Here is a 25,462-nt window from a genome sequence, read left to right on the forward strand (position 1 = left end):
GGCGATATCATGACGGGATACAACACAGCTGGATCCACCCGAGCACTGCCTGAACCACGCGGACAGGGTCGTCTCAAGACTCTGGCGACGATGGTTGCCATCAGCGCGGCAGGCTTGGCGCTGTCAGCCTGCGGCACCGTACAGCCTGAGCCTCTGGATCGTCAGGATATCGCGACCGCCATCCAGAGTGATGAGATGCTCTTCGAGCAGATGACACCGGCCATCACCGAGCCACTTGATCTCAATCACGCGATGGCGCGCGCGCTGAAGTACAACCTCGACAATCGCGTCAAGCTGATGGAACAGGCGTTGGCCGAGCAGAGCTTCAATCTGGCCAAGATGGACATGCTCCCGGTATTGGCGGCAAATGCCGGTTTCACCAGCCGCAACAATGAAGATGCCTCCTCGAGCGAGAACGTGCGTACCGGCGTGCAGAGCCTTGCCCAGTCGACCTCTGTCGACAAGGACCGTACCGATGCCGATCTACGTCTTTCCTGGAACGTGCTGGATTTCGGTGTCAGCTACCTGAAGGCCAAGCAGGAGGCGGACCGCTTCCTGATCGTCAAGAATGCCCGGCGTGACATCATGGCCAAGCTGCTTCAGCAGACGCGCAGCGCCTATTGGAAGGCCGCGGTGACGCAGAAGTTGAAGCCGCGCATCGATGCCTTGCTGATAGACACCGAAAAGGCGCTCGCCCAGCTGGATCAGATCCAGCGCGAACGACTCCGGGCGCCGTTGGATGTCCTGCAGGAGCAGCGCCAGCTGCTCTCCATCATGCGCAATCTCAAGAGCTTGCAGCGTTCCGTCGAGACTTCGCAGATCGAACTGGCCAGCCTGATCAATCAGGCCCCCAATGTCGAGATCCCCTTGCAGGCGCCGAGCCAGTTGCCGGCACTTCCTCCGTTGCCTTCCAATGACCTGGATGTGCTGGAGCGTGTCGCGCTGGCCAACAGTGGGGAATACGTCGGCCAGCTCTACAATGCCCGTATCGCGCAACGTGAAGCGCGCAAGAGCATGGTGCGACTGTTGCCGGGGCTGGAGTTCTCCTACAGCGCCAATTACGACAGCAACAGCTATCTGTACAACGATACCTGGGCACAGGCAGGGGTGAGGATCAGCTGGAATATCTTCCGTCTGTTTGCCATCGATGAGATCAAGGCTCAGAACGAGGCGCGTGATCAGATGGTGGAGGCTCGTCGTCTGGCCAGCAACATGGCGACGTTGGCCCGCGTCAATCTTGGCTGGCAGCAATACCATAATTCGCTGGAAAGTCTCAGTATCGCCCAGCGATTCCAGGCACTGGATGAGCAGATCGCGGACTTCAGCAAGCAGGCGCGGGCAAGCCGTGCGATCTCGGGGACGCAATCCCTGCTAAACCAGGCCAAGGCATTGAACTCGGTGTTGAGCAATTCATTGGCCTATGCCGATGCGCAGGATGCCTATGGAGGTTTCCTGTTCAGTCTGGGCTTCAATCCGGTGCCCGAGGATTATCAGCGTTATGACGTGGATACCCTGGCCAGCAATCTGGATGCCTCCTTCCAGCAATGGTCTGGTGGCAGTCTGCCGTTGCAGGATCCGGCCCTCTGGCTGGAAGTCCAGTCCGAGACAACCAATGCACAGGACGGTCAGGCCAGTCTCTGAACTAGCCTCCCATCTTGTTTCAACAGGGATGCTGATGATGACCGTTGGACACCAAGTTACCCGTTACCTGCAGATCTTCAGTGGATCTCTGCTGCTCGCGGGGACGAGCCTGATGGGTCAGGCTCACGCCGCGGAGCAACCGACCGTTCGCGGGCAGGTCAGTGCCGTCAACTCCACCATGCTGGCAGCGCCGCTGTCGGGGCGCTTGCTGGAGGTCAATCGACGCGTTGGGGAAGAAGTGAAGCAGGGCGAGGTCCTGGTGCGTTTTGATTGCCGCTCCCTGAAGGCCGAGCGAGCGGTTGCGAGTGCGCGCCTGTCGGGGGCCAGCTCACAGTACAAGGTCAACAAGCAGTTGGCGCGTTATGACAATGTCAGCCAGCTGGATGTCGATCTCTCACGAGCGGCAGTCAATGAGGCGAGTTCTTCCGTCAAGCTCTCTGATGTCTACCTGAGCGACTGCACCATCACTGCACCCTTTGATGCCGAAGTCATCTCGCGCGTCGTCAACCCCTATCAATTCGTCTCCAATGGAGAGCCGATGCTGGAACTGGTCAGCTCCGACGAGCTGGAGATCGAAGCCGTGATACCTGCGATGTGGCTGGGGCAGGTAGGAAGCGACACGCCCATGACGTTCACCGCAGATGCGACGGGCGCCGAGCTCTCCGGCAAGATCGTCCGGGTCGTGGACAGCATCGACCCTGTCAGCCAGACCCTCAAGGTGATCGCGAGGCCGGATGCCAAGCCGGGGGTGGGTATCAAGCCCGGCATGAGTGGTGAGGTGCGCTTTCCCTCTCTGAATCCATCAGGCCTTGATGCCGAAGAGAGCGGAGAGGCATCACGATGAATCGGCGGGTCGAGATGCCAGGCAGTGTCACCACGGATCGCCTGGCCGGCCTCATCACGCTGCAAAAGCGTCTGATGAGCGCCAAGGGGCGCAAGGAGGCCGAGTATGTGCTGGTCAACGACACCGGTTATCTGTTTCCGGCGCGCCAGATATTGCTGGTTGCCAATGGCAAGCTTTCCGCTCACTCAGGCGCGACGGATGTCGAGCAGCAGAGCCCCTATCTGCATTGGGTGAGGCGAGTCCTCAAGACGTTCGAGCTTGATCGGCGTGATGTCTCCAGACGCGTCGATGACGCCTCTGCTTCCTCGCCGGATCAGCTGATGCTGCTGACGCCCGAGCGTCTCGCCGAGCGGGATGCTGCATTGGGGGCCGACTGGAGTGAATACTGGCCGCGCGAAGGTGTCTGGATTCCCATGGTCTGGCGAGGCCGGCTCGAGGGCGGTTTGTTGCTGTTGCGGGAAAAGCCGTGGAACGAGGCGGAGCAGCGACTGCTGACCCACTGGGTGCAGGGGGCTGAGCATGTGCTTGCGCGTCATGCCGGGCGCAAGCGCTCTCCGGTGGGCAAGCGCCTGCTGACGGGAGCCATCGTGGTGATGCTGGGTTTGCTGATGTTGATTCCGGTGCGACTGTCGGTACTGGGGCAGGCCGAGATCGTTCCTCAGGTCAGCAGCCTCATTCGTTCACCGCTGGATGGCGTGCTGAAGGAATTGGCCGTGGCGCCCAATGATCCGGTGGAGAAGGGCCAGTTGCTGGCCAGGCTGGACGACGCCGAACTCAAGGGACGGCTTGCGGAAGCCCGGCAGGCACTGGCCGTGGCGCAGGCGGAATATGCCCGTGCCCGTCAGCGCGCCTTCACTGATCGGGATGCCAGCGCGGAAGTGCCACTGTTGCTGGCACGAGTGGAGCAGACGCGTGCCGATGTCGACTTTCTTGAGCAGCAATTGACGCGAGTCCGTGTAGAGGCGCCTCGAGCCGGTGTGGCGATCATCGGGGATGCCAGCGATTGGGCAGGGCGGCCTGTCCAGTTGGGCGAGCGTCTGCTGGAAGTCGCCGACACTCGCGGGGCTGAGGTGGAAATCTGGCTGCCGAGTGCCGACAACATCCCGCTGCCGGAAGGCGCGAAGGTGTCCTTGTTCCTCAATGTCGACCCCTCCCAGGTCCGCGATGCCAGTCTGACGCATGTCAATTATCGCGCAGAGCTCGCACCGGACGGTGAGCTTGCCTACCGCGCGCGTGCCCTGTTGAACGATGCCGAGAACCTGCCACGCGTCGGTTGGCGCGGGACAGCCAAGGTGGAAGGCGAGCAGGTCACGCTTGGCTATTACCTCTTCCGTCGCCCCTGGGCCACGCTGCGTAGCTGGATCGGGTGGTAGATCATGATCTCTCAGACTCCCCCCTGGCGGTATTGCGTGAGGACCTCAAGCTTCATCCCGTCGAGCAGGATCGGGATGGAAAGCGTCGCTGGTTGCTGCATGACCCGGTAGCACAGCGCTTCTACCGGTTGGGAGAAGCGGCCATCGAATTGTTGCCGTTCATACGCGGCGGCCGGGAATCGGTCGCCGCGAAGCAGGCCAGCGAGAGTCTGGGGCGTGACGTTCCCGGAGAGCAGCTGCGTGCCCTGTCGGACTTTCTGCGGCAGCACGATCTGGTGCGGGGCGATCCAGGACAGCAGGAGCGATACCAACGGCGTCTCGAATCTCGCCCCAAGGGCCTCAAGTGGTTGATGCATCACTACCTGTTCGTGCGCATCCCGCTGGCAAATCCTGATCGCTGGTTGAGTCGCCACGTCAACAAGGTACGTTGGCTGGGCAGCAAGGGCTTCTTCTGGAGTCTATGCGTGCTGTGGCTTCTCGGCGTGTGGTTGACGATTCGGCAGCTGGATACGTTCATCGCGAGCTTCTCCGCGCTGGGCGCTGTCGGAGGATGGCTGACGCTCGGGGCGGCATTGGTCTTCGTCAAGGTGTTGCATGAACTGGGGCATGCCTTCGTGGCCAAGGCCAAGGGAGTGCGCGTTCCCACCATCGGGGTGGCCTTCATCGTCGGCTGGCCGGTGCTGTATACCGACACCAGCGATGCCTGGCGCCTCACCGATGCCAAGGATCGCGTCAAGGTGGACGTCGCGGGCGTGGCGGTAGAGCTATCCATCGCGGTGCTGGCCCTGCTCAGCTGGCATCTGTTGCCCGAGGGGATGGTGCGCACTCTGTGTTTCTGGCTGGCGACGACGACCTGGATCATGTCGGCACTGGTCAACTTCAATCCCCTGATGCGATTTGATGGCTATTACCTGCTCTCCGATGCCTGGCGTCAGCCCAATCTTGAACCCCGCTCACAGGCGCTGGCACGTTGGCAGCTGCGTGAGTGGCTGTTCGGGTTCAAGGAAGTGCCTCCGGAACGTCCGCAACGTGCGTTGGTCGGCTTTGCCATGGGAGTCTGGGTATATCGCCTGCTGCTGTTTCTCGGGATCGCGTTGGCGGTCTATCACTTCTTCTTCAAGCTTCTCGGCATCGTATTGTTCGCCGTCGAGATCTGGTACTTCATCATGCGGCCAATCGTGAATGAAATTAGGCGCTGGTTCAGTGAAGGTCGCAAGCCACGTGCCAATCTGGCGTTGTTGAGGACCTGTGTGATCTTGATGGCGCTCGGCGGACTGCTGGTGTGGCCGTGGCAAGGTGAATTGGGTCTCCCGGGCTGGCTGGAGCAGCCCTCGACACGCCTCGAAGCGCCCTTTGGTGGTCGAATCAGCCTGGAGGTCGCTCAGGGAGATGATGTGACCGTCGGTGAGTCTCTGGCGGTGGTCAGTGCGCCGGAAGTCGCCCAACGGCTTGCCACTGCCAGGCGTCGCGTGCAACAGCTCGACTGGCGTCGCTCTGCCAGCGGGCTGGATCGCAGGTTGTTGCAGGAGAGTCCGGTCATCCAGGCCGATCTTGACGTTCAGCGCCAGCGTGTCAGTGCTCTGGAGGCCGAGCAGGCGACAGGGCAGCTGGTGGCCTCATTCACCGGCAAGGTCCATTCGCTCAATCCCGCCTTGAGGGAGGGCGGCTGGGTTGGAGAGGGGGAATGGGTGATGACGTTGCGCAACCCTGAAAAGGTGACGCTCACGGCCTGGGTAGAGGAAGAGGAGGTGTTGCGCATTGCACCGGATGCCAGCGCCTGGTTCTACCCCCTCGCGCCAGTGGGGGCGCCGATCGAGATGCGTGTCGTCGGCGTGGACCCCCAGTCGGCCGCGATTCTGGAGCAGCCCGAGATGGCGGTGCCCTACGGTGGGGAGTTGAAGGTACGTGAGGGAAAGGAAGGTCAGCTGGAGCTGGTTCGCAGTCTGTATCGAGTGACACTGGCGCCGGTGGATGCCGCGAAGGCACTTGCCCAGTCGATTCCCGGACGCCGCGGTGTCGTCAAGGTCAAGACTCAGGCCCGCAGTCTGTTGAGTCGGACCTGGCGTGAGGTGGTGGGGGTCTGGCGCCGCGAATCAGGCTTCTGAGGCAGGAGGGGCTGACGCCCTGGGGTCGGCTTCAACGAGACACGCACTGACGGCATCGCTGTCAGTGCGTGTCTCGTTTCAGAGGCGCGTCCGGACTCTGCCTTTATGCGAGAGGGGCCGTGTCGAGGGGCTGTGCCGAGGGCTGCCACATGCTATCGAAAGGACCACAGCGTGATCGGTATCGTCGCTCAAGACGTGAGCTGCGTCCCCGGGCGGTTGTTGGCGATGCCTTGCGACGTCATCACGCAAGCCTTGTGAGCCTGCGTCGAGTTCTCTGCCACCAGCGGTGAAGGCTTGCCGATGGCATAGCCCTGGACGTGGTCGACCCCGATGGACGTCACGCATGCCAGTACCTCCTGGCTGCCAACGAATTCCGCGATGGTCTGCATGCCCATTTCGCGGGCCACCTCGGCGATGGCGCGCGCGATGGCGTAGGAGACACGATTGGTGTCCATGTCACGAATGAAGGCACCATCGATCTTGAGATAATTCACCGGCAGGCTCTTGAGATACCCGAAGGACGATACGCCGCTGCCAAAATCATCCAGTGCGAAGTAGCACCCCAGCTCTCCCAGAGTATCGAAGAAGGTGCGAGCATCGCCCAGGCGAGTGATGGCCACGCTTTCCGTAATCTCGAAACACAGCTTGTGGCCGGGAATCCCGCTGTCACGTACCAGGCTGACCAGCATGTCGCGGAAATTGGGACTGCTGATGGAGTGACCCGAGAGGTTGAGCGACACCCGTGTCAGGCTGGCCAGGTGGGCAGGTTGCGACTGCAGCCAGGCCAGATAATGCCGGATGACGTATTCATCGATGGTGGCAGCCAGCCCATAACGCTCTGCCGCGGGCAGGAAGGCCCCGGGGGCGATGATGCTGCCGTCACGCCCCAGCATGCGCACCAGCACCTCATAGTGCTGCTCATCAGGGGTGCCCGGCCTGGTGCGTGTGCTGGCGATGGGCTGATGATAGAGCACGAGACGTTGCGCTTCCACCGCGGCGGTGATTTCGGCGACCCAGTGCATTTCCTCCATCCGCTGAGTGACTTCGTCTCCGCTCACGCTATGACGATGCACGCGGTTGCGCCCAGCGTCCTTCGCTTCATAACAGGCGGCATCGGCAGCGCTGAGCAGATGATGCGGATCACTCTGGCCGTTGCTGATGCTGACCAGGCCGATACTGGCGCTGACGCTGAACAGCTTGTCGTCCCACATGAATCGGAAATTGGCCACGCTCTGGCGCAGTCGCTCCAGCAGCGGTTCCGCTTCGTCCAGTGTCATGCCGGGCATCAACAGACCGAATTCGTCGCCCCCGAGACGGGCCAGAAGATCCTGTGGGCGCAGATCATTGCCGATGACGTCAACCAGCTGGATCAACAGGGCATCGCCCGCGGAATGTCCGCAGGTATCATTGACGACCTTGAATTGATCAAGATCGATATAGGCGAGGCAATGTTGCGAGTGGTCCTCGCGCACGACGTCACAGAACTGCGTCAATCTGCGACGGAAGGCGGCGCGGTTCAGAAGTCCTGTCAGGCTGTCATGGTTGGCTTCATGGATCAGTCGCTGGGACATGGTGTGACTATGGGTCTTGTCGACCAGAGCGACCAGCGTATAGCCGTCCTGCACCGGGGTGGTATCGACGGAGGAGACGCTGACGTCGGCATGCACCGTGTTGCCCCGTGCATGAAGGAAGCGGCAGCGTTGGGTGAAGTGACTGATACCGCCCTCGATCAAGGCAAGGTGGCGTCGTTGCAGCGATGCCAGGTCTTCCGGCTCGATCAGTTCGCGGATATAGCAGCCCTCGAGCGTGGTGCTCGGGTAGCCGAGGATGTCCTCGAGTCGCTGGTTGACCCTCAACAACTGGCCCGCCTTGGACATGTGCGCCATCCCGACGGCGGAGTGCTCGAAGGTGGCGCGATAGCGACGCTCGCTGGCACGCAGTCGCTCCTGGGTCGCGTGACGCTCAAGCTCGGTGGCAAGCTGTGAGACGTGATCACAGGCCGAGCTCAGGAAGGCGAGCTCATCCTCCGCCCATTCGCGTGGACCGCCACACTCCGTGCAACAGATCACCCCGCGAATCTTGCCGGAGATGCGCACGGGGCTATCGAGAATTGCCTGGAGGTCCGTGCTGAAATAGCCATTGAACAACAGCCCACTGCTGGCCTGCTGGGTATCGCTGATCGCCAGGATGCGCTCGGATTTCAGGGCGGTGAAATACTCTCCCAGCTGGCTGTCACACAGCTCTCGGGGGTGCGCCCGAGAGGTCGCATCGTGCGGGGCAGGCAGTTCACCGTCGTGTACATGACTCAGTGACAGCCGGGTTCCCTCGGGATTCATCTTCCAGAAACTGACCTTGCGTACCTGCAGGGCATCCGCCACCTGCTGGCAGATCCATGGCATCAGGTCTTCGAGCCCAGCGCCCTCGGCATGGTGGGCGTTGCCGAGTCGTATCAGCACGGCCTGCTGACGTTCGTAGCGACATAGCTTGTCGGCCTGTGCCACGGCGGCCATGTGCTGCTGATGGATGTCGAGCAGAGAGCCGATGAAACGATAGGGCGCGTCATCACGCACCTGGAACTGCGCACGCAACTTGAACCAGCGGTAGTCTCCCTGGCGGGTGCGGATGCGCAGTTCGATGCTGAACGGGGTTTCCTGCAGGCGCTGTATCGCGAGAAGCGCCTGGAACTCTTCGCGCATCTCGGGGGCGACTCTTTCATGCAGCGCCTCGAGTCGGCTGTCCAGGGTTCCGGCGCTGTAGCCCAGCTGCATTTCCAGGCGTGGCGATATCGTCAGGCGTTCATTGCCTAGCTGCCATTCGATGATGCCATCGGAAATGCTGCGCAGTATCCAGTTGGCGCGGGTATAGCTGTCGCGCAAGGCTGCACTGAGCTGGGCACTCTGCATGAGGCGCTTCAGCGCCTCGCTGATCATTCCAGCGAGCTGATCAAGCCGCGCCAGGGTGTCATCGTCGGGCAGCGACTGGCGTGGAGAGGTGTCGAACATGCTCATGCATCCGACCACAGCGCCAGTGGCATCATGCAGTGGCAGTCCGATATAGAAGCGTATGCCATCCCCCTTCACCGAACAGGTATCGCGCAATTCAGCATGCTGATAGGCATCGCGCGTCACCAGAGGCCTTCCCTTGATGACGGCCAGACCACACAGGCTATCGTGCAGCGGAAGGGTATCGGGAATGCTGTCGTCCAGGCTTACCCAACGCTTGAGATGACGTGCGTTGCGCAAGCTGATCAAGGCGAGGGGAGTCCCGGCGAGATCTGCTGCCAGCTCCAGCAGCATGCGGGCCTGATGGTCCTCTTCGCGTCGAAGTGTCTCGACCCATTCCGAAGTGATGGAAGTATCAAGCATCAAGGATTCTGGCATCGCGTAGGCGTGTCCTTGCCGGAGAAGGTAGCGGTTCAGTCGAGTCAGAACACTACCATAAGCCAGCGTTGCCGCCACTGCCGGGCTTTCGACGTGCATCCAGGGCTGCGCCATGCAGCTCACGTCGAGCCCATGGCGGGTACGGCCCGGTATCACCGTGCCGTGATTGGGCATCTATGGCACAATTCGGCCTTTTACCGCACGTCAGATGAGTGCCTTGATGGGGGAGACTGGCCGGAGATGGAGTTGATCAAGGGGTTCTGCATTCTGCTGACATGTCAGTTCGTGGGCGAGGTGCTGGGACGTGCCCTCGTATTGCCGGTGCCTGGACCGGTACTGGGCATGCTGATCCTGCTGCTGGCGCTGATGGTGCGTGGCCGTCTGCGCAAGCGATTGATACCGTCGCCGGACAGGGAAGGTGACGCCGTACGCATCTCGGACAACGATGCCGGTCAACGTCAGCTGCTCCGCGCCATGTTGCGTGAACGAGTGCCCGGCAGTCTCAGGCTTGCCAGCAATGGCCTGCTGGCACATCTCTCGCTGTTGTTCGTCCCGGCAGGCGTCGGGGTCATGGTGCATCTGGACCTCATCGCTCAGGACCTGCTCGCCATCGCGGTGACCCTGGTGGTGTCCATCGCCGTGACGCAGTTCGTGACAGCCTGGCTGTTGCAGCGGCTGATAGATCGTCGTTCATCTTTGCAAGGCCCGGTGGCCGGCAAGGGAGGGGAACAGTGAATCTCGCCCCTCTGGATGCTCTCTGGGTCTATCTCAGTGCCTCTCCGCTGCTGCACCTGTTGCTGACGCTGGCGGCCTTTCTGCTGGCGACCGTGATCAACCGCCTGGCTCGTGGCGCGTCTCTTGCCCATCCGGTGCTGGTGTCGATTGCCTTGATCATCGGCTTTCTCTGGCTGACGGATACCGACTACGCGACCTATTTCGAAGGCGCCCAGTTCATTCACTTCCTGTTGGGGCCGGCGACGGTGGCACTGGCGGTGCCGCTGTTCGATCATCTTGACCGCGTCAAGCAGATGCTCTGGCCTCTGCTGACGGCCTGTTGCGTCGGTATCACCACTGCAGTGACCACCACGCTCGGTCTGGCACTGGTCCTGGGGGCGCATACACCGGTGGCGCTGAGCCTGGCACCCAAGTCGGTGACCTCGCCGATCGCCATGGGGATCGCGGAAAAGCTCGGCGGCATTCCCTCACTCACGGCAGGACTGGTGTTGTTGACCGGGACGCTTGGCTGTGTGATCGGACCGCTGATGCTGCGGCTGTCAGGTGCGCGTGATGATACCGTCAAGGGCTTTACCATGGGCCTGTCTGCCCATGGGATCGGCACGGCTTACTGCTTCTCTTCACTCAGCACCCTGGCCGGTGCCTTCGCGGGCATGTCCATGGGTCTGACGGGACTCCTGACGGCCTTCATTCTGCCGCCGCTGGTCCATCTGTTCGGGTTGTAAGCCTTGGGCATCGGCGTCTGGCGCCGGCAAGTGACATCAAGTCTTCCGTCAGAGGGCAAGGAAAGAGTCGCTGCTTAATCTTTCGTTAAGCGTTGGTCGGCATCGTGTAGGTCATTCAGCCTGGCATGGTCGAATCGACGATGCCCCGACCAAGGATGTTGCCATGTACCGTCCGTTTCGCTCCCGTGGTGGTTCTGTCGAAAGTTCTCGGCTGGCCGGTCATCGCTTGCTCGTCGAAGCGCCCATGGCCTCGAGTTGCCGGGAGATATGCTGGCAGCTGGCGGGCCATGGCGCCACGCTGACACTGGTGGAGCGCCCGGGAGATGATCTCGCGCTTCTGTGCCAGCTGCTGCCGACTCCTCTGGGGCAACGGCATCGCTGTCTGACCCTCGCCGTCTCGGACGTCACCGGCGAGTCGCTGTGTGAGCAGCTGCTCAGTATCACGCCCGCGTCGCGTCCTCACACCCTGGTGAGCTTGCCGGGTGATGGTGAGTGGCAGCTGGAGGCCGGGCGTGCCATGCATGTTCTGCATGGCTCTGGCTGGCAGCCTGGCGTGCGCCAGCGGGTACTGGAATGTCTCTCGGCCTCTCTTGTCACGGCGGGGCGGGAGGAATTGGTCGAGTTCATACTGCAGCCGGATGGCCACTTGTTCGCCCCGGTCTCCGCCTGTGCCCACCAGCATGTCAGGCTTCACGTTCCCCCTCTGATCACCGGGGAAGAGTCCCCGCTACTGATGCAACTGGCGCGGCATCAAGGATGCCACCCCATCAGCATCGAGCGTCAGGTCGAGCAGATGGTGTATCCGCTTTGCCTGTTGCGAGCACCGGGGGCGTTGGCTCGCATGAGACTTCGAGGTGGCTGGGCATTGCGCCGCATTCTCGGCCAACCGGAACGCATGCTGGACTCGGGCCTGGAGGCCATTCGCGAAGCGCTTCAACGCATCGTGTTTCGCCGCCAGGAGCGCCGCGCTGTCCTCGGCGCAAGACGACGGGGCAGGGGATGGGGCTTGCAAAGGCCATGGGCGGAGAGAGCCGGGAATCGCGCCTAGTCGATGATGCTGCCATCCCGCTCTCGTCATCTGTCATCAGTGGGGCATGGGATATCCCCTGTTCCCTCTCACGTATCGCTTGTCATCAGGAGACCCCATGCGCGTGCTGCTCGTGGAAGATGATCCACTGTTGGGTGAAGGTATCGGTCATGCCTTGAGTCGTGAAGGCATGAGCAGTGAATGGTTGCGGGTGGGGGGCGATGTCGTGGCCACTCTCAAGCATTCCTCCTTTGATGTCCTGGTGCTGGATCTTGGCTTGCCGGACATGGACGGTCTCGAGGTGCTGACCGCGCTGCGCCGTCGGGGCCACACTCTGCCGGTGCTGATTCTGACGGCACGAGATGATATCAGTGACCGAGTGCGTGGCCTGGACAACGGGGCGGATGATTATCTGGTCAAGCCCTTTGACATTGCCGAGCTGGTGGCCCGATTGCGCGCGCTGGTCAGGCGTCATGCGGGTCAGGCCAACGGATGCCTGCAACTGGGGGCCCTGAGCATTGATCAGGCCGGTCGTTCCGTCACCCTGGCCGGCGCCGAGGTGACGCTGGGGCGGCGCGAATTCGATCTGCTGGAGTTTCTTCTCCTCCATCCCAGTCGTGTCTTCAGTCGGGACCAGCTCGTCGAGCAGCTATACGGTTGGGATGGGGATGTGGAAAGCAATGTCATCGAGGTGCATGTGCATCATCTTCGCCGCAAATTCGGGGCCGGCGTGGTGAAGACCGTACGCGGGGTCGGCTATCGACTGGGGGAGTCCGCGTGAAGTCGATACGCAGTTTTCTGCGGCGCAGCCTCATCGGGGGGGTGATCATCGTGCTGGGGGCAGCTGCCACCTGGAGCTACTTCGATGCCCGTGAGCAGATCGATGAGCTGTTCGATGCACAGCTGGCCCAGAATGCCCGCATGCTGGGCCGCCTCTATCAATCCGAGCTGGCCTCGCTGTCGCCGGTGGCGCGTCAGCAAAGACTTCAGGAGATGACCTCGGGGCAGTTCAGTCTGCGACCGCCATCCCTGAGCTTCGCGGATGGGCACGAGAAGTCGCCCCTCGGTCATGTCTATGAAGACAAGCTGGTCTTCCAGATGTGGGATGCACTCGGTCAGCCCTTGCTGGGGCTGTCCACCCCCTCGGTCATGCTCGACTATCTGCCGTTGCCCGGTTATGCCAAGCAGCATACCGATCATCACGACTGGTTCACCTTCACGCTGTATTTCCCTGACAGCGGCATCTGGGTCACGGCCGCTCAGCGGGAAGACGTACGAGATGAATTGACGGGGCAGATCGCACTGCACAACGTGCTGGCGCTGGTGGTCGGGTTGCTGGTGATCGCCTTGCTGATCGGTGTCGCCGTCTCTCGGGGATTCCGTCCCGTGCTGCGTATCAGCCGACAGATCACCGCCCGTCAGCCCGGCTATCTAGAGCCACTTGATGCCAGTGAGGCGCCGGACGAGATTCGCGGGATGGTGGATGCGCTCAACGGCTTGCTGAGACGCTTGGCCGACACGCTCGACAAGGAACGTCGCTTCACTGCCAATGCGGCTCACGAGTTGAGAACGCCCCTGGCCGGCATCAAGGTGCATGCCCAGAATGTCGAGGCGGATGCCACCGATGAGAACTCGCGGCGTTCGGCGCGCATGATCGTCGATGGTGTCAATCGCATGACGCGTGTCGTGGAGCAACTGCTGACGCTGTCGCGGCTGGAGAGTGGTGCCGAGGTGCCGCGCAGTCACGTCGATCTCGGGCATCTGGCGCATGAACTTGCGCGGGATCTCGGCCCCATGGCACGCCAGCGTGGCGTCGGGATGTCCGTCGACGTCACGCCCGACGCGCAGTTGATCAGCCACGAGAACGGCCTCTATGTGCTGCTGCGCAATCTTCTCGACAACGCGCTGCGCTATACGCCCAAGGGGGGGAAGTGCGTTTGAGCATTCGGCGCCGCGAGACCTCTCTCGGCGATGGTCTGATTCTGGAAGTGATGGATACCGGACCCGGCATCCCGGCCCGTGAGCGTCAGCGGGTTCGGGAGCGCTTCGTGCGTCTGGCGGGGCAGAACACCTCGGGGTCAGGGCTGGGCCTTTCGATCGTCGATGAACTGGCCGAACGTCTGGGAGCGGAACTGACCCTGGATGACAGCCCGCTGGGGAGTGCGACGTCGCCTGGTCTGTCAGCTCGATTGCACTTCGGCTGAGCCCGCGTTGCATGCTGCGCCCTGGCGGTTGCGCAAGTTGCATCACGGCTCTGGCATGCAGGCTTCAGGCGGTTCAACGCCATGCATGCTGTCGCCGGCAGGCCAACAAGGCGATGGTCGGGTGGCGAAGGTGGCTTTATTAGCGCTATCTTCACTATATGTTGCAGAGCAGCATCCGATGCCACCCGGTCCCTGTCTGGGGCTGGGCATTCCTGCGGCATGACATCAGCCCGAAGGAGACCTTCATGAGTGAACAACAGTCAGCCCCGACCCGCGTCGCCCTTGTCACGGGGACTGCCAGTGGTATCGGCGCCGCCATCATGGAAGCGATGTGCCAGGCCGGTCATCAGGTCCTTGCCGTGGATTTCAGTGACGATGGGGCAGAGGTCGCCGATAAGGCAGGCGCTGCATTCTTCAAGGCAGACCTGACGGATGGCGAGCAATGTCGGGCCGCTGTCGAGGAAGCGGTGTCACGCTTCGGTCGCCTGGATATCCTGGTCAACAATGCCGGTATCCAGCACGTCGAGCGCATCAAGGAGTTCCCGCAGGCCAAGTGGGATCAGATCATCGCGCTGATGCTGACGGCACCTTTCACGCTGATTCAGGCGGCCTGGCCGCACATGGAGAAGAATGGATATGGCCGCATCGTCAACATGGCCTCCATTCACGCGCATGTCGCCTCGCCCGGCAAGGCGGCCTATGTCAGCGCCAAGCATGGTCTGATGGGGCTGACCAGGACGGCGGCACTGGAAGGCGGCGAGAGTGGTATCACGGCCAATGCCATCTGCCCGGCGTATGTGCGCACTCCGCTGGTCGACAAGCAGATCGCCGAGCAGGCCAGGCTCAATGACATGCCCGAGGATGAGGTGATCGAGAAGATCATGCTCAAGGGGGCCGCCATCAAGCGCATGATCGACCCCGCTGAAGTCGCTGACATGGCGGTGTGGCTGGCCTCCGACAAGGCAGGCTCGGTGACGGGCTCCAGTTTCAACATGGATCTCGGCTGGACGGCACAGTAAGTCGCGTGACACCTCGCGTGGGGTCGGCAGTCCGCCTGCCCGCTGCGTGAACCACCGGCAAGACCGACAGGCCCTTGTCTCTCCCGCCGCATGAGGCTGCACGGAGGACAAGGGTCTTCTCGTATGCGCGAGTCGACAGGCCCCTTGAGGACCCTCGCTCGTGACGGCCATCGATGACGCCAGGAATCCGCCATGACCGCTTCGCCACATGACACGACTCACGCCGCTGCTCACGACGCTACTCACGACGCCACCTCATCCCCACGCGATTCCACTGACGCCTGCTGCGCCCGGCAGAGGTCAGCGGCTGCACCCGTGACCCTTGTCGACAGTCACCTCAGTCTCGAGCACGGTGTCGCCGTCATGACCTTCGCCCGTCACGACGTGCGCAATGCTCTGACGGGGACTGCGCTGGTGGAGGATCTGCTGGCAGTGGCCGAATGGGTCAATGGCTGTGACAGCGTGGGTGCCCTGGTGATCACCGGCGAGGGCAGCGCCTTCTCTGCCGGAGGCAATGTGCAGGACATGGCGCAGCGAAAGGGGGATTTTGCAGGAGATGCCGCCGAGGTCGCGGCGCGCTATCGCCGCGGTATCCAGCGAATGACACCTGCGGTGCTGGGCATCGAGGTGCCCGTGATCGCGGCGGTCAATGGTCCGGCCATCGGGGCCGGCTTTGATCTCGCCAACATGTGTGACATTCGCCTGGCCAGTGAACAGGCACGTTTCGGCGAGACGTTCCTGTCGCTGGGGTTGATCCCCGGCGATGGGGGCGCCTGGCTGCTGCAGCGTCTGATCGGCTATCAGCGTGCCTGTGAGCTGACCTTCAGCGGGCGTATCGTCTCGGCGCAGGAAGCGCTGACACTGGGGATCGTGCTGGAAGTCTGTAGAGAGAAGGACCTGATGGCACGCGCCCTGGAGATGGCACGTCAGATGGCGAGTCAGCCGCGTCAGGCGACACGGCTGACCAAGCGGCTGATGCGTCGTGCCCCCGAGATGCGGTTGGACGACTTCCTGGATCTGTGTGCCAGTTTTCAGGGCCAATGCCATCAGGACCCGGAGCATCATGCTGCCGTGGCGGCCCTGCTGGCCCGAATGAAGCGCTAGCGCTTCACCGGTCGCTTCTGCAGTTTGCGCTGCAGCGTGCGGCGGTGCATCCCTAGGGCGCGAGCCGTGGAAGAGATGTTGCCGTCGTGCTCGTTGAGCACCTTCTGGATGTGCTCCCAGGTCAGGCGATTGACCGAGGGCGGGTTGTCGGAGATCTCGGCTTCCGGATCACCTCCCTCGCGCTTGAAGGCGTGAAGTATCTCGTCGGCATCGGCGGGCTTGCACAGGTAGTTCACGGCACCCAGCTTGATGGCTTCCACTGCCGTGGCAATGCTGGAGTAGCCCGTCAGCACCACGATGCGTGCTTCCGGCAACAAGGCGATCAGCTCGGGCAACAGTTTGAGGCCGGAGCTCTGTTCGAGCTTCAGATCCAGCGTGATCAGCTCGGGGCGATGGCTGCGCGCGATACTCAGCGCCTGTGCTTCGTCCCGGGCAACCTCCACGGCATAGCCGCGGCGTGTCATGGCACGTGCCGTCACCTGGCAGAAGAATTCGTCATCGTCGATGATCAGCAGTCGGGTTTCTTCGCTCATCAGGGGCTCACTTGGGCGGTCTTTGCCGCCATCAGTTCAGATAAAGAGGGAGGCGCACTTCCGTCAAGGTGCCGCCGTCTTCGTGGTTGTACAGGCTGACGCCACCACCGAAACGATTGATGGTGGCGTGGGTCAGGAACAGGCCGATGCCCATCCCCTTGGATTTGGTGGAGATGAAGGTCTCACCGAGCTGGTCCGCGACCGCCATGGGAACGCCTGCACCATGGTCACGAATGTCGATGGTGACCTCGTCATCCCGCCGTTCCAGGGTGATCTCGATGTCATCGGGGCAGGCATCCGCGGCATTGTTGAGCAGGTTCATCAGCGCCTGCTCAAGCGTGGTATCGACCAGGATCTGAGCCTTGCGGGCGGAGGCATCCACTTCGACGCTATGTTGCACATCCGGGCGTACCACCAGCCAGCGCTGCACGATTTCCTCCAGCCAGCGCGCGGCGTTGAGCGCCTGGGGCTGCTCCATGCGACGACGGTCGGCCGCGGCCACCATCGCTTGTAGGCGCTGCTTGCAGGTGTCGACCTGGCTGCGCAGCAGTGCGAGATCCTCCTCCAGCTGCGGGTCGTTCTTGTCCTTGGCATCCTCGCGCATCTCGCTCAACAGTACCGCCATGGTCGAGAGCGGGGTGCCCAGTTCGTGCGCGGTGCCGGCGGCCTGGCTGGCGACTGCCAGCACCTGTTCGCTGCGCAGAGCCGCTTCTCGTGTGGTGGACAACGCCTGGTCTCGCGTGCGCAGGGCATGAGCCATCTTGAAGATGAAATAGGTCACCAGCGATGCCGACAGGCCGAAATTCAGCCACATGCCGATGACGTGCAGACTGATGCGCCCGCCGAGTTCGTAGGTGGCCAGCTGCGGTACGGGTTCGTAGAACACCATCAGGAAGCTGTAGCAGCCCATGCCGACGGCCGCGATGATCCAGGCATAGCGCCAGGGGAGGGTGGCGGCCGCCATGGTCACCGGTACCAGATAGTAGGGCACGAAGGGGTTGGTGGAGCCGCCGGTATTGAAGAACAGCATCGTCAGACCGGCGATATCCACCAGCAGATGCAGCAGGTTCTCGGTGTCAGTGACCGGATGCGTCTGACCCAGACGCCACCAGCTGGCGACATTGACCAGGCCCATCGCGATGATGATCGAGATGACGGGGAGGACATTGAGCTGAAAGCCGATGATCTCGATCCCGAAGATGATCAGGATCAGGAAGCCTGTCCAGGTGATGCCGCGCGCGATGGTCAGACGAATGAGATTGCGGTGCGGTGTGGACAGTGGCGGCGGTAGCGGCTGATTCATGACGACTCCTGCAAGGAATGCGGCCATGATAGTGAATAAGGCCGGTAAAGTGCAGTCCTGACGGCCAGTTAGCGTCAGTGGCCCGACGGCTTGTGTCCGCTGACAGTCTCCTCTCAGCCCCGTTCGAAGGAACCACTCAGCCATGGCTTCACACGTGTCGGTGTGACGTCGCTGAGATGGGGCTGCCAGGCATCGACAAGGTGCAAGGGCTGGCGCGGGTAGCCGGACTGCGTCGTCCCGTTGATGCCTCCCGACGCCCCGGGCGTCACGCGAAATGACCAGGCAATCCAGGGAGCATGGCGTTGCATGCCGGCCGGCAGCGTTTCCAGTTCGGGTATCCAGCGGGTGACGTGATGGCCGAGCGGGTCGTGCTGGCGAGCCTGCTTCATCATGTTGAAATGACGGTCCGCACGTGGATCGCGTCCCACGCCTGCCAGGTAGCGCCAGTTGCCCCAGTTGGACGCGACATCATGATCCAGCAGCTGATGTTCGAACCAGGCGGCACCCAGCCGCCAGTCCACGCCAAGATCCTTGATCAGATAGCTCGCCACGTTCTGGCGCATGCGGTTGCTCAGCCAGCCGGTGGCGGCCAGCTCGCGCATGCCGGCATCCACCCAGGGCACGCCGGTCATTCCGGCCTGCCAGCGTGCAAGCGCATCCGGTATCGCAGCGCACGCCTCGTGCCGCAGCGAGTCTGTACCGGGCCTGCCTGCCAGAAAGACCTGTCTCCCCAGCTGGCGGGTATCCCAATGAAAGTACTCCCGCCACAAGAGCTCGACGCGAATCCAGTCGCTGTCCTTGAACGCTGCCTGTGGGGTCTCGCAGAGCTCAGGCAGTGTCTTCTGGAAAGTGTGCAACCTGTCGAGTATGCGTCGTGGTGAGAGGCACCCCAGCGCCAGCCAGGCAGAGAAACGGGTCGAGAAATCTGCCCCGCTGAGGCGATTGCGGGTGGTCTTGTACTGACCGGCATGTTCAGGACTCAGATAATGCTCGAGTCTCTGCAGCGCTGCGGGCTCACCCCCAAGGAAGGCATGCTCTCCCCGCGGGTCGCTCTGCCAGTCCCTGGCTGCATGGAGTCGTCTGGCGCTGCCCTGCATGCCACGCGGCGCCTGTGCCGGCCAGCTCGGCAGTGCGCAAGGCGCCTCCATCGGAGCGGGCATGGCCTGGATATCCGGATAGGCCTTTTCCAGCTTGCGACGAAAGGCGCTGAAGGTTTCAGGGAGCTCATTGAGCGTGAAGGGCAAGTCGTCCTCGTCCAGGAGCAAGCCGCTATTGACCTGCCGCAGGCGACAGCTGGCGGCCACTGCCTGCTGCTGGCGTCGCTCCACCAGACCTGTGGCGCGTCGCGCGATGACGCCTCGGCACGCATGCTGCCTGGCGAGTTCGGGTATCAGATGCGCAGCGTCACCCTGGAGGATCAGCAGATCACTGCCCAGGGTCTGAAGCCCTGCCTGCAGGGATTCGAGGCTCTCCAGCAGGAAGCGCTGACGTGCAACGCTGAGTGGCTGCAGCCTGGCAGCATCAGGGCTGACACTGCCAATGGGCTGGAAGGTCGTCTCCGGCAGGATGTATACCACCAGCAGATGCGCCGGGTGTTCCTCGAGCGCGGCCTGCCACAGGGAGTTGTCATCGAGACGCAGGTCATCGTCCAGCCAGACAAGCCAGGTATCAGTGCTGGTCATGGTGTGTCTCCCGGGCTGCCTGACGCGCATTGCGTCGACAGCGTTGACTGCAGTGACGTACGTCTTCCCAGCAGTCCTGCCACTTCTTGCGCCATGTGAAGGGGCGCTGACAGGTCTGACACAACTTGCTTGGCAGGTGCGGTTTGCGATGCATGCGGGGACGACTCCATAAAACCAGTACGTTATTTATACCATACTTGTACGAAGTGCGAGTGTCCTGTCGAGAATCTCATGGGGCACAAGGTGGCGCACCTGCTGCCTCCCGCGAGTCTCAGTCGTTGCCTGGCAGCTGATCCAATTGACGCTCCAGGGTCTGCATGGTGAGCAGCAGATCCCGGTATTGGCGTGCATTGACGGCGCTCAGCAACTCATCCTCGAAGCGCTGGGCCTCGGGGATCAGTTCGGCGAGCATGGCCTCACCCTCGGCGGTGAGGGCGAGCAACTGCGCACGCTGATCCTGCTCGCTCGGCCGGCGCAGGATCAGTTCACGGGCTTCCAGTGACTTGACGGCCCGAGAGACGCGCACCTTGTCCATATGAGTCCGTTGACTGATTTCCCGGGCCGTCAATGGCGAGCCACGGCTCAGCCAGGCCAGCAGACGCCACTCGGCGACATTGATGGCGAAGCGCTCACCATAACGGACGAACAGCGCCTCACTGGTTCGCTCTGCCAGACGGTTGAGGCGATAGGGCAGGAACTGGTCAAGATCCAGCTCGCAGCGGGGTGTGTCCTGTGGGGGTTCCCCGTCAAGGGCATCGCGAGCTTCGGGAGTGTCATCAGTGCGTTGCATCGAAAGTTACCTGACTCGGTGAGAGGGTTGGCATACTGAGTCGCATTGAAACGTTTCAGGTGAATCAGGTTACCGATGTTACCACCTTCGAGAGCGAGCAAGACAAAAGTCTAGCAATTCGGCGATTGTCAGGGTGTGGGTCTGTCTATATGGTTTCAGATGTAACCAGTTAGGGCGTTGGCGGTATGTCGTGCCGTGGATGCCCCAGATCTTCAGGAGCCGCGAGCCCACAAGGAGATGAATCGTCATGCGCGAGCGCAACGCTGAGTGCCATTATCACGCCGGTTTTCGTAATCATGTCTCCACCGAGGCGTTGCCTGGCGCCTTGCCGCAGGGCCAGAACTCTCCCCAGCGTTGCCCCTATGGCCTGTATGCGGAGCAGTTGAGCGGCTCGGCCTTCACGGCACCGCGCAGTCACAATCTGCGCAGCTGGCTTTACCGCATTCGGCCCTCGGTCGTGCAGGGCGCCTACCAGCCCATGGAGATGCCGCAGGTCGCCACTGCACCGTTGGCCGAGAGAATGCCGGATCCCAATCCGATGCGCTGGGACCCCATCACATGCTCGACAGGGGACTTTCTGGACGGCCTGATCACGCTGGCGGTCAATGGGGACGCCCAGGCGCAGCAGGGCTGTGCCACGCACCTCTATGCCTTCTCTCGCGGCATGCAGCAGCGCTTTTTCTACAATGCCGACGGCGAATTGCTGATCGTGCCGCAACAGGGTGCCATCGAGGTGCGCAGCGAGCTGGGCCTGCTGGAAGTCGCCAGCGGCGAGATCGTGGTGATTCCGCGTGGTATCAAGTTCCAGCTCAATCCGCTGGCGGGGCACGCGGAGGGCTGTCGAGGCTATGTGGCCGAGAACTATGGCGCGCCTCTCGAGTTGCCCTCTCTGGGGCCCATCGGCAGCAATGGGCTGGCCAACCCGCGTGATTTCCTCGCACCTTCGGCGCGTTTCGAGGACGAAGCCGGTGATTTCACGCTGGTGGCCAAGTTCGGCGGGCGTTTCTGGTGCGCGAGTCTGGATCACTCACCACTGGATGTCGTGGCCTGGCATGGCAACTACGCGCCCTACAAATATGATCTGGCGACCTTCAATACCCTCAACACGGTCAGCTTCGATCATCCGGACCCCTCGATCTTCACCGTGCTGACATCACCCTCGGACACTGCCGGGGTCGCCAATCTCGACTTCGTGATCTTCCCGCCGCGCTGGATGGTCGCCGAGAACACCTTCCGCCCCCCATATTTCCATCGCAATCTGATGAGCGAGCTGATGGGACTGATCCATGGTGAATATGACGCCAAGCGCGAAGGCTTCCTTCCGGGAGGCGCGAGTCTGCATAACGCCATGACCCCGCATGGCCCTGACGCTGCCACCTTCGAGGCCGCCACTCAGGCGGAACTCGCCCCCCGCTATCAGGGCAATACGCTCGCCTTCATGTTCGAGAGTCGCTATCTGTTCCAGCCCACCCCACAGGCCCTGTCGTCGAGCGCTCGTCAGCGCGACTACGGCTCGGTCTGGCAGGGGTTGGCGTCTCATTTCACTCCCCGAAAGCGCTGAGATTGGCATGTGCCTGTCATCCCGCTCTGGTCTACCCACGTTCTTTCATCCCTCAAGCTTCTCAAGGAGGCAGTCATGAAATTCGCCACTCACCAGGATGGTTCCCGCGATGGAACACTGCTGCTGGTCTCCCATGATCTGACCCGCGCCGTGAAGGTCGCGGATGTCGCCACCACCTTGCAGGCGCTGCTGGAGGAATGGGCCTCGCTGGCGCCAGCGCTCGAGAAGCGTTACGCAGCGCTCAATGATGGCACCTTGGCTGATGCGTTCGATCTGGACATGAAGACTCTGCATTCGCCGCTGCCACGCGCTTATCAATGGGCAGACGGCTCGGCGTATCTGAATCATGTCCAGCTGGTGCGTCAGGCACGCGGCGCCGAGATGCCCGAGACCTTCTGGCACGACCCGCTGATGTATCAGGGCGGCAGCGACAGCTTCCTGGCCCCCAACGCCGATATCGTGTGTGTCAGTGAGGAGCATGGCATCGATTTCGAAGGCGAGATCGCCGTCATTACCGACGATGTGCCGATGCAGGTCAGTCCGGAGCAGGCCGAGAGCCACATCCGCCTTGTGATGCTGGTCAATGACGTCAGTCTGCGTGGGTTGATCCCCGGTGAGCTGGCCAAGGGCTTCGGCTTCTTTCAGGCCAAGCCGTCGTCTAGCTTCTCGCCCATCGCCGTGACGCCGGATGAGCTGGGGGATGCCTGGCAGCAGGGGCGCGTGCATCTGCCGCTGAGCGTGCATCTCAATGGTGAGACGTTCGGTGAGCCAGAGTCCGGGCCAGACATGATCTTCAGTTTCCCGCAGCTGGTGGCACATGCCGCCAAGACTCGCCCCCTGGGGGCCGGTGCGATCATCGGTTCCGGCACCGTATCCAATCCCGGCAAGGATGGCGGGCCCGGCAAGCCGATCAGCGAAGGGGGCGTGGGCTACAGCTGTCTGGCGGAGGTGCGCATGGTCGAGAAGATCCTGTTCGATGAGATTCGCACGCCCTTCATGCGTTTCGGTGATCGTATCCGCATCGAGATGTTCGATCGCGATGGCCAGAGCATCTTCGGCGCCATTGATCAGCAGGTGACGCCGTTGGACGCCTGAAGGCGGCCTCATCAGGTAGAACTTCTCAGAGACACGTCTCGGGAAGACGTCGTGTGCCGGTAAGCCTTAAGCCAACTGGGTGCGAGGCAGTGCGAAGGAGCGGCCGGCTTCCAACCGCGTCACAGGGGAGTGCAGCATGAGTTCAATGAGCCTGTATGGCTATTACCGTTCATCTACCAGCTATCGAGTAAGAATCGCGCTGGCGCTCAAGGGGATTGAGGTCGCTCAGGTGCCGGTCAACCTGCTCAAGGGCGAACAGCGCAGCGAGGAGTATCTGGCCATCAATCCCCAGGGTCTGGTACCGACCCTGATGGTGGGAGATACGGAAACATCTGCGGCCCTGACCCAGTCGCTCGCGATCATGGAATATCTGGAGGAGCGCTGGCCCACCCCGGCGCTGCTGCCCTCAACGCCGGAGGCGCGTGCGAAGGTGCGCTCACTGTGCCAGTTCATGGCCTGCGAGATGCATCCGCTCAACAATCCGCGCGTGCTCAATTATCTGACAGATTGCCTTGAGGTCACCCAGGCGCAGCGCCTTGAGTGGTATCGACACTGGGTTGCCGAGGGTTTCACACGCCTGGAAGTGTTGCTGGCGGAAAGTGCAGGGCGCTTCTGCCATGGCGATAGCCCGGGCATGGCAGATGCCTGCCTGATGCCCCAGCTCTACAATGCGCGCCGCTTCGAGTGTGAACTCGAGGATTACCCGAGGATTCTGGCCATCGAGGCGGCCTGCCAGTCACTGGACGCTTTCCAGCAGGCGCATCCTGAGCGTCAACCAGATTGTCCGGCCCCCTGATCCTGGCGATATCCAGACACTAAAGCGCCCCGTCGAGCTCGACGGGGCGCTGTCGTTTCAGGCGGACTGCACGCGGATGATGGCATTCGACGGCATGTCAGTGGCTGGGCAGAGCGGCGGGAATGCCACCTGAGTCGTGTCAGATAGAGGTGTTTCCACCACCGCCCTTGCCGGAACAGCAGCCGCTGGCGGGGGACTGTTCGACCACGGTGGCAGCCGTGGGCGGTGCACAACAGCTGCGGGTGGCGCAGGACGATGCCTGATCGCTGGCTGCCTGCTCATCTGATGCCTGCGCGTCTGTGGCCTGTTTCGCCTCGCGCAGCTCAACTCGCGCATCGCGAATCACCTGCCAGGCGGATTGCAGGAAGAGTGCGGCGATCGCAGCGCCCAGCAGCACGTCCGGCCAGCGGGAGCCCGTCCAGCCCACCAGTATCGCAGCGCCGAACACTGAGACATTGGCGATGATGTCATTGCGTGAACACAGCCAGGTGGAGCGCATGTTGAGATCATCCGACTTGAAGCGCCACAGCAGGCCGAAGCAGATGAGATTCACGGCCAGCGCCAGCAGGGCGAAGGCGCCCATCCCGTGGGCGGCCGGTGCCACTCCATTGAGGGCTTGATAGCCTGCTTCGCCAAGGACGATCAGGCCCAGCACCAGCATCACGATGCCCTTGATCAGCGCGCTCATTGCGCGTTCACGCACACTGCGGTGCAGGACGTAGAGGGTCAGGGCGTAAACGCTGGCATCGCCGAACATGTCGAGGGAATCCCCCAGCAGCGCGGTGGAACCCAGCCACCAGGCCGCGGTGAATTCAACGAAGAACATGCTGGCATTCAGTGCCAGCAGAATCTTCAACACCTTGCCCTGAGAGGCTCTGAGCTCTGCCAGTTCGCCGGATTTGCTTTCGCAACAGCTTTTCATGGGGTCTTGGCCTCCTGTCGTGTTGCTGACAGCATGGGGGTTATAGTGACTATAAGGTCAAGTCGGCTGACGAAACGGCTGATGCATCGACATGCAACACATCGCGAGAGGAGGAGCCATCGATGACTGCCAGAGAGTCTGCTCAGGAAGGTACGGCGCATCCCTCATCACACGGTGAGGCGGCAATGAGCATCGGTCAGCTGGCCAGCGCCTCTGACGTTCAGGCGGTGACGATCCGCTATTACGAGAAGCAGGGCCTGTTGTCTCCGACGCGGCGGGCCGCCAACGGGTATCGCGAGTATGGCAGTACGCAACTGCGGCGGTTGACCTTCATCCGCCGCTGTCGGCGGCTGGGGTTTTCGCTGGATGATATCCGCGCCTTGCTGGGGCTGGCGGATCAGCAGGCGTTGCCGTGTCATCAGGTCGATGCGCGTATCGAGGCGCAGCTGGCCGAGGTACAGCAGCGCCAGCGAGATCTCGCTGCCATGGAAGAGGAATTGCAACGTCTGACACACTGTTGTGCCGGGGGAGTGATCGCGCAATGCCGTATCGTCGAGCGCTTGTCGGCCGTCGCGGAGACAGAGGAGTGATTGTCGAGTGAGATGGGCCCGCCTCTGTTGCCG

General features: G+C 62.1%; 23 protein-coding genes. 16 read left to right on the plus strand and 7 right to left on the minus strand.

What is annotated here, in order from left to right:
• The first annotated feature begins 90 nt into the window (after positions 1 to 90).
• The 4 genes from BFX80_RS08135 to BFX80_RS08155 are packed head-to-tail and all read left to right on the plus strand — an operon-like array spanning position 91 to position 5,963.
• Entirely contained in the window at positions 91 to 1,641 is a 1,551-nt protein-coding gene (locus BFX80_RS08135; protein WP_164850302.1) for a TolC family protein, read from the plus strand.
• Positions 1,642 to 1,678: 37 nt separating this feature from the next.
• Positions 1,679 to 2,485, plus strand: coding sequence for an efflux RND transporter periplasmic adaptor subunit (locus tag BFX80_RS08140; RefSeq protein WP_167592997.1), 807 nt, complete (start codon positions 1,679 to 1,681; stop codon positions 2,483 to 2,485).
• Positions 2,482 to 3,858, plus strand: a complete 1,377-nt coding sequence (locus tag BFX80_RS08145; protein WP_084208527.1) for an efflux RND transporter periplasmic adaptor subunit — start codon at positions 2,482 to 2,484, stop codon at positions 3,856 to 3,858. Before BFX80_RS08140 ends, BFX80_RS08145 begins: the two co-directional genes overlap by 4 nt.
• Positions 3,852 to 5,963: an HlyD family efflux transporter periplasmic adaptor subunit gene (locus BFX80_RS08155; protein ID WP_157109459.1), complete on the plus strand. Its 2,112-nt coding sequence runs from the start codon at positions 3,852 to 3,854 to the stop codon at positions 5,961 to 5,963. Before BFX80_RS08145 ends, BFX80_RS08155 begins: the two co-directional genes overlap by 7 nt.
• Before the next feature lie 188 nt (positions 5,964 to 6,151).
• Here the strand turns inward: BFX80_RS08155 and BFX80_RS08160 are convergent, their stop codons facing one another.
• Entirely contained in the window at positions 6,152 to 9,328 is a 3,177-nt protein-coding gene (locus BFX80_RS08160) for an EAL domain-containing protein (protein WP_167592998.1), read from the minus strand.
• A 255-nt stretch (positions 9,329 to 9,583) separates the two neighbouring features.
• On the opposite strand from BFX80_RS08160, the gene BFX80_RS08165 reads away from it, so the two are divergent.
• From BFX80_RS08165 to BFX80_RS08200, 8 genes are all read left to right on the plus strand, one after another.
• The gene (locus BFX80_RS08165) at positions 9,584 to 10,078 is read left to right on the plus strand and encodes a CidA/LrgA family protein (RefSeq protein ID WP_084208531.1); all 495 of its coding nucleotides are present in this window, start codon (positions 9,584 to 9,586) and stop codon (positions 10,076 to 10,078) included.
• Positions 10,075 to 10,803, plus strand: a complete 729-nt coding sequence (locus BFX80_RS08170; RefSeq protein WP_084208532.1) for an LrgB family protein — start codon at positions 10,075 to 10,077, stop codon at positions 10,801 to 10,803. The genes BFX80_RS08165 and BFX80_RS08170 overlap by 4 nt, the downstream gene beginning before the upstream one ends.
• Positions 10,804 to 10,966: 163 nt before the next feature.
• Positions 10,967 to 11,851 (plus strand): hypothetical protein, encoded by an 885-nt coding sequence (locus BFX80_RS08175; RefSeq protein WP_084208533.1) that lies wholly within the window; start codon positions 10,967 to 10,969, stop codon positions 11,849 to 11,851.
• 97 nt (positions 11,852 to 11,948) lie between these two features.
• On the plus strand, positions 11,949 to 12,611 hold the full coding sequence (locus BFX80_RS08180; protein WP_077375836.1) for a response regulator: 663 nt from the start codon (positions 11,949 to 11,951) through the stop codon (positions 12,609 to 12,611).
• On the plus strand, positions 12,608 to 13,771 hold the full coding sequence (locus BFX80_RS08185) for a histidine kinase dimerization/phospho-acceptor domain-containing protein (protein ID WP_084208534.1): 1,164 nt from the start codon (positions 12,608 to 12,610) through the stop codon (positions 13,769 to 13,771). Before BFX80_RS08180 ends, BFX80_RS08185 begins: the two co-directional genes overlap by 4 nt.
• Entirely contained in the window at positions 13,768 to 14,034 is a 267-nt protein-coding gene (locus tag BFX80_RS08190; protein WP_167592999.1) for an ATP-binding protein, read from the plus strand. The genes BFX80_RS08185 and BFX80_RS08190 overlap by 4 nt, the downstream gene beginning before the upstream one ends.
• 245 nt (positions 14,035 to 14,279) lie before the next feature.
• Positions 14,280 to 15,053 (plus strand): 3-hydroxybutyrate dehydrogenase, encoded by a 774-nt coding sequence (locus tag BFX80_RS08195; RefSeq protein WP_077375843.1) that lies wholly within the window; start codon positions 14,280 to 14,282, stop codon positions 15,051 to 15,053.
• Positions 15,054 to 15,368: 315 nt separating this feature from the next.
• Positions 15,369 to 16,157 (plus strand): enoyl-CoA hydratase-related protein, encoded by a 789-nt coding sequence (locus BFX80_RS08200; RefSeq protein ID WP_240499717.1) that lies wholly within the window; start codon positions 15,369 to 15,371, stop codon positions 16,155 to 16,157.
• Here BFX80_RS08200 and BFX80_RS08205 read toward each other — a convergent pair.
• The 5 genes from BFX80_RS08205 to BFX80_RS08225 form a co-directional block, all read right to left on the minus strand.
• A complete protein-coding gene (locus BFX80_RS08205; RefSeq protein ID WP_371861073.1) occupies positions 16,154 to 16,690 on the minus strand; it encodes a response regulator transcription factor in 537 nt (178 codons plus the stop codon). The genes BFX80_RS08200 and BFX80_RS08205 overlap by 4 nt on opposite strands.
• Before the next feature lie 31 nt (positions 16,691 to 16,721).
• Entirely contained in the window at positions 16,722 to 17,993 is a 1,272-nt protein-coding gene (locus BFX80_RS08210; protein WP_084208537.1) for an ATP-binding protein, read from the minus strand.
• Between the two features lie 113 nt (positions 17,994 to 18,106).
• Entirely contained in the window at positions 18,107 to 19,675 is a 1,569-nt protein-coding gene (locus BFX80_RS08215) for a DASH family cryptochrome (protein ID WP_167593000.1), read from the minus strand.
• Positions 19,662 to 19,829: a DUF2256 domain-containing protein gene (locus tag BFX80_RS08220; RefSeq protein WP_077375858.1), complete on the minus strand. Its 168-nt coding sequence runs from the start codon at positions 19,827 to 19,829 to the stop codon at positions 19,662 to 19,664. The genes BFX80_RS08215 and BFX80_RS08220 overlap by 14 nt, the downstream gene beginning before the upstream one ends.
• A 117-nt stretch (positions 19,830 to 19,946) precedes the next feature.
• On the minus strand, positions 19,947 to 20,465 hold the full coding sequence (locus BFX80_RS08225; protein ID WP_084208539.1) for a MarR family winged helix-turn-helix transcriptional regulator: 519 nt from the start codon (positions 20,463 to 20,465) through the stop codon (positions 19,947 to 19,949).
• Positions 20,466 to 20,712: 247 nt separating this feature from the next.
• Between BFX80_RS08225 and hmgA the strand changes: the two genes are divergently transcribed.
• From hmgA to maiA, 3 genes are all read left to right on the plus strand, one after another.
• Positions 20,713 to 22,026, plus strand: a complete 1,314-nt coding sequence (gene hmgA, locus BFX80_RS08230) for a homogentisate 1,2-dioxygenase (RefSeq protein ID WP_084208540.1) — start codon at positions 20,713 to 20,715, stop codon at positions 22,024 to 22,026.
• A 75-nt stretch (positions 22,027 to 22,101) separates the two neighbouring features.
• On the plus strand, positions 22,102 to 23,121 hold the full coding sequence (locus BFX80_RS08235) for a fumarylacetoacetate hydrolase family protein (RefSeq protein WP_084208541.1): 1,020 nt from the start codon (positions 22,102 to 22,104) through the stop codon (positions 23,119 to 23,121).
• Between the two features lie 145 nt (positions 23,122 to 23,266).
• A complete protein-coding gene (gene maiA / locus BFX80_RS08240; protein ID WP_084208542.1) occupies positions 23,267 to 23,917 on the plus strand; it encodes a maleylacetoacetate isomerase in 651 nt (216 codons plus the stop codon).
• 139 nt (positions 23,918 to 24,056) lie between these two features.
• On the opposite strand, the gene BFX80_RS08245 is transcribed toward maiA, so the two are convergent.
• Entirely contained in the window at positions 24,057 to 24,839 is a 783-nt protein-coding gene (locus tag BFX80_RS08245) for a cation transporter (RefSeq protein ID WP_084208543.1), read from the minus strand.
• 122 nt (positions 24,840 to 24,961) lie between these two features.
• On the opposite strand from BFX80_RS08245, the gene BFX80_RS08250 reads away from it, so the two are divergent.
• Positions 24,962 to 25,429, plus strand: coding sequence for a MerR family DNA-binding protein (locus BFX80_RS08250; RefSeq protein ID WP_240499718.1), 468 nt, complete (start codon positions 24,962 to 24,964; stop codon positions 25,427 to 25,429).
• Positions 25,430 to 25,462 lie beyond the last annotated feature (33 nt).

The sequence above is a fragment of the Cobetia marina genome (assembly GCF_001720485.1).
In the GTDB taxonomy this organism is placed as follows: domain Bacteria; phylum Pseudomonadota; class Gammaproteobacteria; order Pseudomonadales; family Halomonadaceae; genus Cobetia; species Cobetia marina.